Origin of the sequence: Pseudomonas fluorescens group sp., from assembly GCF_020093335.1 — a bacterium.
Taxonomy (GTDB): Bacteria; Pseudomonadota; Gammaproteobacteria; order Pseudomonadales; family Pseudomonadaceae; genus Aquipseudomonas; species Aquipseudomonas petroselini.
The window spans coordinates 1-7,006 of sequence record NZ_JAIOKW010000076.1; the positions used below are offsets into that span (position 1 = coordinate 1).

General features: G+C 60.8%; 5 protein-coding genes. 2 read left to right on the top strand and 3 right to left on the bottom strand.

The window, feature by feature from the left end:
* Nucleotides 1–155: 155 nt before the first annotated feature.
* Nucleotides 156–626: an Lrp/AsnC family transcriptional regulator gene (locus K7431_RS30680; RefSeq protein WP_012723762.1), complete on the bottom strand. Its 471-nt coding sequence runs from the start codon at nucleotides 624–626 to the stop codon at nucleotides 156–158.
* Between the two features lie 123 nt (nucleotides 627–749).
* Between K7431_RS30680 and K7431_RS30685 the strand changes: the two genes are divergently transcribed.
* A complete protein-coding gene (locus K7431_RS30685; protein WP_012723761.1) occupies nucleotides 750–1,985 on the top strand; it encodes a methionine gamma-lyase in 1,236 nt (411 codons plus the stop codon).
* 155 nt (nucleotides 1,986–2,140) lie between these two features.
* Entirely contained in the window at nucleotides 2,141–2,812 is a 672-nt protein-coding gene (locus K7431_RS30690; protein WP_080567183.1) for a helix-turn-helix transcriptional regulator, read from the top strand.
* A 70-nt stretch (nucleotides 2,813–2,882) separates the two neighbouring features.
* On the opposite strand, the gene K7431_RS30695 is transcribed toward K7431_RS30690, so the two are convergent.
* Entirely contained in the window at nucleotides 2,883–4,841 is a 1,959-nt protein-coding gene (locus K7431_RS30695) for a MacB family efflux pump subunit (RefSeq protein WP_012723759.1), read from the bottom strand.
* A gap of 3 nt (nucleotides 4,842–4,844) precedes the next feature.
* Nucleotides 4,845–5,996 carry a macrolide transporter subunit MacA gene (gene macA / locus K7431_RS30700; protein WP_012723758.1) on the bottom strand — a complete coding sequence of 384 codons (1,152 nt, stop codon included), beginning with the start codon at nucleotides 5,994–5,996 and terminating at the stop codon, nucleotides 4,845–4,847.
* Nucleotides 5,997–7,006 lie beyond the last annotated feature (1,010 nt).

Genomic DNA, 7,006 nt, shown 5'->3' on the forward strand with positions numbered 1-7,006 from the left:
CTTGTCCCCGATGGCGGTGTGTCATTTGCAGATGTATTAGCTGACACACCGCAATCGGGGGCAAGCCCCCTCCCACATTTGACCGAGATCGACAGTAAGAAATCGGCCGGCTCCAGGCCGTCGTTACCGAAGTAATGGATATGTACACACCCCCATCACCCCGGCAACGGAATAACCCGCAAAGCCCGCACCGACTTATAAGAAAAACTCGAATAAATTTCCTTAACGCAAGGCAGCGTCTGCAACACCTCCCGCGCAAACTCGCCAAACGACTCCAGATCCCTAGCTACCACTTCCAACAAAAAATCATAGCGCCCCGACACGTTATGACACGCCACCACCTCGGGAATCTCCAACAACCGTTGCTCAAACGCCCTGGCAATCTCCTGGGTATGACTCTCCATCATAATGCTGACAAACGCCGTCACCCCATACCCCAGCGCCTTGGGCGAGAGGATCGCCTGATACCCACTGATAACGCCACTCTCCTCCAGGTTGCGCACCCGGCGCCAACACGGTGAGGTCGTCAGAGAGACGCGGTCGGCCAACTCCGCCACCGTGAGTCGGGCATTGCCTTGCAACGCGTTTAAAAGGGCCTTATCGGTGCGGTCGAGACTGACGGGCATAACGTGCCTCTGATTGTTATTTTTAGACGATTTTCATCCCAGGACGCGGGAATTGGCAGCAAACATTGCAAAGTTCATCTCTGGTTATGAGCATAGCATTGTAGGAAATAAGGAGCGCCCGACATGAACAATAAACACAACACATTCGGCTTTTCCACCCGCGCCATCCACCACGGCTACGACCCCAAGGACCATCACGGCGCGCTCGTACCGCCGATTTACCTGTCTGCCACCTTCGCATTCCCCACCGCCGAATACGGCGCCGCGTGCTTTGCCGGCGAAGCCGCCGGCCACTTTTATACGCGCATTTCCAACCCGACCCTGGCACTGCTGGAGTCACGCATGGCGACGTTGGAAAACGGCGAGGCGGCAGTGGCTTTCAGTTCCGGCATGGGGGCAATCGCCGCCACGTTCTGGACCCTGCTGCGTCCCGGTGATGAAGTAATCGTCAGTCAGACGCTGTACGGCTGCACCTTCGCGCTACTGCACCACGGCATCGGCGAGTTCGGTATCAAGGTGCGGCATGTCGACCTCACCGACCTGGCCGCCCTGCAAGCGGCACTCTGCCCCGCCACCCGTATGATCTACTGCGAAACCCCGGCCAACCCCACCTTGCAACTGGTGGATATCGCCGCCGTGGCCGCCCTCGCCCATCAGCAGCCCAACGTCACCGTGGTGATCGACAACACCTACTGCACCCCCTATCTGCAACGCCCCCTCGACCTGGGCGCCGACGTGGTGGTGCATTCGGCCACCAAGTACCTCAGCGGCCACGGCGATATCACCGCGGGCATCGCCGTGAGCAGCCAGGCCCTGGCCCAGCGTATTCGCCTGCAAGGCCTCAAGGACCTGACCGGCGCGGTGATGTCGCCCCAGGACGCCTCGCTATTGATGCGCGGCCTCAAGACCCTGGCCCTGCGCATGGACCGCCATTGCAGCAATGCCCAGGCGGTGGCCGAAGCCTTGCAGGCGCACCCGGCCGTGCAGTGGGTGACTTACCCCGGTCTGCGCTCTTTCGCCCAATACGAACTGGCGACACGGCAGATGAAACTGCCTGGCGGCATGATTGCCTTCGAACTCAAGGGCGGGATCGACACCGGCCGGCGCTTCATGAATGCGCTCACAGTGTTCACGCGAGCGGTCAGCCTAGGGGATGCAGAGTCACTGGCCCAGCACCCGGCGAGCATGACCCATTCCACCTACACACCGGAGGAGCGTGCGGCGCACGGCATCAGCGAAGGGTTGGTGCGTTTGTCGGTGGGGCTGGAAGATATCGCCGACCTGCTGGCGGATGTGCAACAGGCGCTGGCCAAGTGCGCCCGTACTGTTACGCGTCCTTCTAAGCTTGTGAATATTTAATCCGATTTTTTCAGATTGGATCCCCTTCCCGTCGCCAGGCTGTACTAGCATAGGTTCCGGCGGGAAGGACTATCACGGTAGGTTATTCGCATTGGCTAGCATCTTAATCCCCGCCGCTATAAAGCCGAATGCCTGCACGCCTCATGGACGAAATGATGAACTCACAGTTGTTCCCCCATATTGGCAAGGTCATCGCCAGCACCGGCAGTCGCCATTTCCCACGCATGCTGCATGACCTGATCCTCACTCAACTGGCAGTGGACGCCACCCATATCACGCAATTGCAGGTCAGCGCCGACGGCCACACCCAGCGCAAGATCAGCCCGATCTACACCGATTCGGTCGCGCCACTGGGCGAAGAACAACCCGCCGCCCAACTGCACCTCACCCGCCGCAGGGACAACGTGCGCTACGTGCTGTCGGTGTATCGCTCACACCAGTCCGACAGCTTTTCGCCGCAGGAGCGCAGCATGCTGCAGGACTTCTCCACGTTGCTATTGCCGATGGTGGAAAAGCACATCAGCGCGATCCAGCCATGCCGCACGGGCAGCGAGCCTGTGGTGGCGGAAAACCAAGGCATCGAAACCCTGCGCCGACGCATTGAAGAGCGCCTGGTGCAATCGGGGTTGAGCCTGTCCAAGCGGGAGCTTGAGGTGTGCGTGGGCCTGCTGGCCGGGCGTACCGCGCCGGAGTTGGCGGAGCAGTTGGCGTTGAAGGTCAACACCATCGAGAGTTACCTGAAACGCGCGGCGATCAAGCTGGGGATCAGTGGGCGGCATTCGCTGTTGCGGTGGATGTATGCCACTGAGGACACCGCTGGTTTTTAAGACAACACCGATCACAATGTGGGAGGGAGCTTGCCCCCTCCCACATTTGCTCCTCATTGGCAGACCGGTCTCAATCCCTTGCCAGTGCTTCAATCGGGTCCAGCCGTGCCGCGTTCCGCGCCGGCACAAAGCCAAACACAATGCCGATCAGCGTCGAGCAGGCAAACGCGGTGATGATCGAGCCCAGTGAAAACACCATCTCCCATTCCTTCACAAACAACGAAAACAGAAACCCCAGGGCATACGACAGCGAGATCCCGATCAGCCCGCCAATCAGGCACACCATCACCGCTTCCACCAGGAACTGTTGGCGAATATCCGACTGGCGCGCGCCGACCGCCATGCGAATGCCGATCTCACGGGTACGCTCGGTGACGGACACCAACATGATATTCATCACCCCGATACCGCCCACCAGCAGCGAAATCACCGCGATCAACGACAACAACAGCGCCAGGGAGCGACTGGTTTTCTGCACCGTCTGCATGATGCTGTCGAGGTTGTTGGTGAAAAAATCCTTGGTGCCATGGCGTTGCAGCATGAGTTTATTGACGTTGTCTTCCACCACTTTGCTCGGCTGGCCGTCCTTGATACGCACGGTGATGCTGTCCAGATGGCGCTGCCCGAGCAAGCGCCCCGCCGCCGTTTCATAGGGGACCCACACGTTCAGCGCCTTGCTGGCGGCGAACATGTTTTTATTGTCGGCAGTCACCCCAATCACGGTGCACGGCAGGTTCCCCACCAGGATCACCTGGCCCAGCGGGTCGACATTTGGTCCGAACAGACGGTGCCGGGTGTTGTGGTCGATCACCACCACCTGGGCCTGACGCCGTGCGTCGCTTTCACTGAAGGCGATACCGGCCTCGAGCTTCAGGCCCTTCACCTTGAAATAGCGGTCGCTGACGCCATTGACCTGCGCATCCAGGTCGATATTGCCAAAACGCAGCAACAGGTTGCGGCCCACCACCGGCGTGGCGCTGTCGACGTAATACAGCTGGTTCAACGCGTCCACATCCGAGGGCATCAAGGTCTCGATGGCCGAGGCGCGACTGTCGCCGAAACTGGTGCCGGAAAAGATATCGATGGTGTTGCTGCCGATCGCCTGGATGTCCTTGAGCACATAGCGCTTGGCGCCTTCACCGATGGCCGAGATCGACACCACCGAGGTAATGCCGATGACAATGCCGAGCATGGTCAGCAAGGTGCGCATGCGATGGGACACCAGCGCGACCCAGGCCATGTTGAACGCCTCCTTGAACAACCCCAGGCTCGCCACCAAGCGCCGGGCGCCGCTGCGCCTGGGCTCAATCGGGGTGTCGCTGGGCAGTTCCAGGCCGACACCGTCGTTGGCCTTGTCGCTGACAATCTCGCCGTCACTCACCTCGACGATACGTTGGGCATTCGCCGCGACCTTGGGGTCATGGGTGACGATGATCACCGTGTGCCCGGCCGCGTGCAGCTCGGCGAGGATGCGCATCACCTCCTTGCCGCTGTGGGTGTCGAGGGCTCCGGTGGGTTCATCGGCGAGGATCACTTCGCCGCCGTTCATCAACGCTCGGGCGATACTCACCCGTTGCTGCTGCCCGCCCGAGAGCTGGCTGGGGCGATGGGTGGTATGGCCCGCAAGGCCCAAGCGCGTGAGCAATTCCCGCGCGCGACTGTGCCGCGCGGTTTCCGGTGTGCCTGCGTAAATCGCCGGCATTTCCACGTTGTGCAAGGCACTCAGGTGCGCCAGCAAGTGATAGCGCTGGAAGATAAAACCAAAGTAGTCGCGGCGCAGTTCGGCCAACTGCTCGTCCCCCAGCGAGCGGGTTTCGATGCCATTGATCTTGTAGCTGCCCGCCGTGGCGTAATCCAGGCCGCCGAGGATGTTCATCAGGGTGGACTTCCCGGAGCCTGAGGCACCGATGATCGCGACCATTTCCCCGGCATGTATCGTCAGGTCGATGCCCTTGAGCGCGATGAATTCACGCTCGCCGGCCATGAAACTACGGGTGATGCCCTTGAGTTCCAACAGTGGCTGGGTCATGCGTCAGTTCCCCGCCACGGCCGGCGTGGCGTCACCGATCACCACTTTGTCGCCTTCGGCCAGGCCGTCGAGGATCTGCACCTTGACGTTGTTGTTGATCCCGGTCTTCACATCCCGCGAAACCGCCTTGCCCTTGGCGTCCAGCACCCGCAACGGGTAGCTGCCATCGTTGTTGCGTGCGCCAAGCGCCGCCACCGGCACCATCAACGCGGCCTGGGCAGTGTCGAGCACGATACGCACCTGGGCGGTCATGGCGATGCGCAGGCGGTGGTCGGGGTTGGGCACATCGAACAGCGCGTTGTAGAACACCGCGGTGTTCTGCTTCGGCGTGCCGGCGGCCTGGGTTTCAAGGAAATTCTGCGGCGCCGGCTCGGTGCCGCGCAGCTTGGCGTAGTAGCGTTTGTCGGCCTCGCCGAGGATGGTGAAGTAAACCTGCTGGCCGGGACTGATATGAATCACATCCGCTTCGGAGACCTGGGCCTTGACGGTCATGGTGTCCAGGTCGGCCAACTTGAGCAGCACCGGCGCCAGTTGGCTGGCGATCACGGTCTGGCCTTCCTGGGTGACGATGCCGACCACATCGCCGTCGATGGGCGCGACGATACGGGTGTAGGCCAGGTTGACCTTGGCCGTGTCGATCTGGATATGGGCGCTCTTGATCTGGGCATCCAGGGACAACAGGTTGGCCTGTTGGACCTGGAAGGTGGACTCGGCGTCTTCGAAGTCCTGGCGCGATACCGACTCGTCGTCCTGCAGGCCCTTGTAGCGTTCGTACACGGACTTGGCTTGCTTGAGCTGGGCCGCCGTCGCACGGCGTTGGGCCTGGAGGTTTTCTTCGTCGACCTGGGCTTTGCGCAGGGTGTTTTGCAGGATCAGTGGGTCGATTTCGGCGAGCCATTGGCCCTTCTTCACCTTGTCGCCGACCTTGACCTTGAGGGACTTCAATTGGCCGGAGACTTGGGCGCCGACGTCGACTTGCTTGATGCCTTCGAGCAGGCCGGTGGCGAGGACGGCGTTTTCGATATCGCCGCGTTCGGCGGTGGCGGTCAGGTATTGCGGGGTGTCAGCGGGGGCTTGGACCGTGTAGATGATCAGGCCTATGGCGACGGTTAATACCGCGAGCATTCCTAGTTTGCGTAACGTTGACTTTTCCATGGGTGGCCTTTGGTCGTGTACATATCCGTTATCAGGGTAACGGCCGCTTATGGTTCCGCCCTTACGGCGGCTCACTTTTGAAGAGCGCAAAAGTAAGCAAAACGCTCTTGCCCCAACACTCGGCACCTCGCCTAGGCTCGGTGTGCCCTCACTCCGGCTTGAATCCGTGGGCCGCCGTCATGGGCCATCCTTGGCCCAGGACGGCTAACCCGGCGTCCTGCCGGGTTACCCACGGATTCAAGCCTGCGTTCGGCCAGCGTGTTTGACGGGGCGCCTGAGATCAAAATCAAAAGCAGATCAAAAGCAGGCTGATATCTACCTGATGTTTGGAGATCAAACTGTGGGAGGGGGCTTGCTCCCGATAGCAGTGGGACAGCCACAGATGCATCAACAGACACACCGCCATCGGGGGCAAGCCCCCTCCCACATTTGGACCGCGATCGACAAACGCAATACCGGTCGGCTCTAAGGCCGCCGCGCCCTGCTTTGGCTTTGGCTTTTGATCTTCGGCGCCCCGTAAAACCACGCTGGCCGAAAGCAGGCTTTGGAGCGTGGCTAACCCGACAGGACGCCGGGTTAGCCGCGGACTGATATCTACCTGATGCATGGAGATCAAATTGTGGGAGGGGGCTTGCTCCCGATAGCATTGGGACAGCCAAAGAGGCATCAACAGACACACCGCCATCGGGGGCAAGCCCCCTCCCACATTTGAACCGCGATCGACAATCGCAATACCGGTCGGCTCTAAGGCCGCCGCGCCCTGCTTTGGCTTTTGATCTTCGGCGCCCCGTAAAACCACGCTGGCCGAACGCAGGCTTTGGAGCGTGGGTAACCCGGCAGGACGCCGGGTTAGCCGCGCTGGGCCAAGGATGGCCCATCGCGGCGGCCCACGCTCCAAAGCCGGAGTGAGGGCATGCCGAGCCTAGGCGAGGCACCGAGTGGTGGGGCGAAGACCTTTTGGTTACTTTTGGGGCGTTTGCCAAAAGTGACCCGCTGTAAGAGCGGAACCA

What these genes read in the sequence shown, in the direction of transcription:
- K7431_RS30680 (WP_012723762.1), bottom strand. Translation starts at nt 626, where the DNA reads ATGCCCGTCAGTCTCGACCGCACCGATAAGGCCCTTTTAAACGCGTTG.
- K7431_RS30685 (WP_012723761.1), top strand. Translation starts at nt 750, where the DNA reads ATGAACAATAAACACAACACATTCGGCTTTTCCACCCGCGCCATCCAC.
- K7431_RS30690 (WP_080567183.1), top strand. Translation starts at nt 2,141, where the DNA reads ATGAACTCACAGTTGTTCCCCCATATTGGCAAGGTCATCGCCAGCACC.
- K7431_RS30695 (WP_012723759.1), bottom strand. Translation starts at nt 4,841, where the DNA reads ATGACCCAGCCACTGTTGGAACTCAAGGGCATCACCCGTAGTTTCATG.
- macA (WP_012723758.1), bottom strand. Translation starts at nt 5,996, where the DNA reads ATGGAAAAGTCAACGTTACGCAAACTAGGAATGCTCGCGGTATTAACC.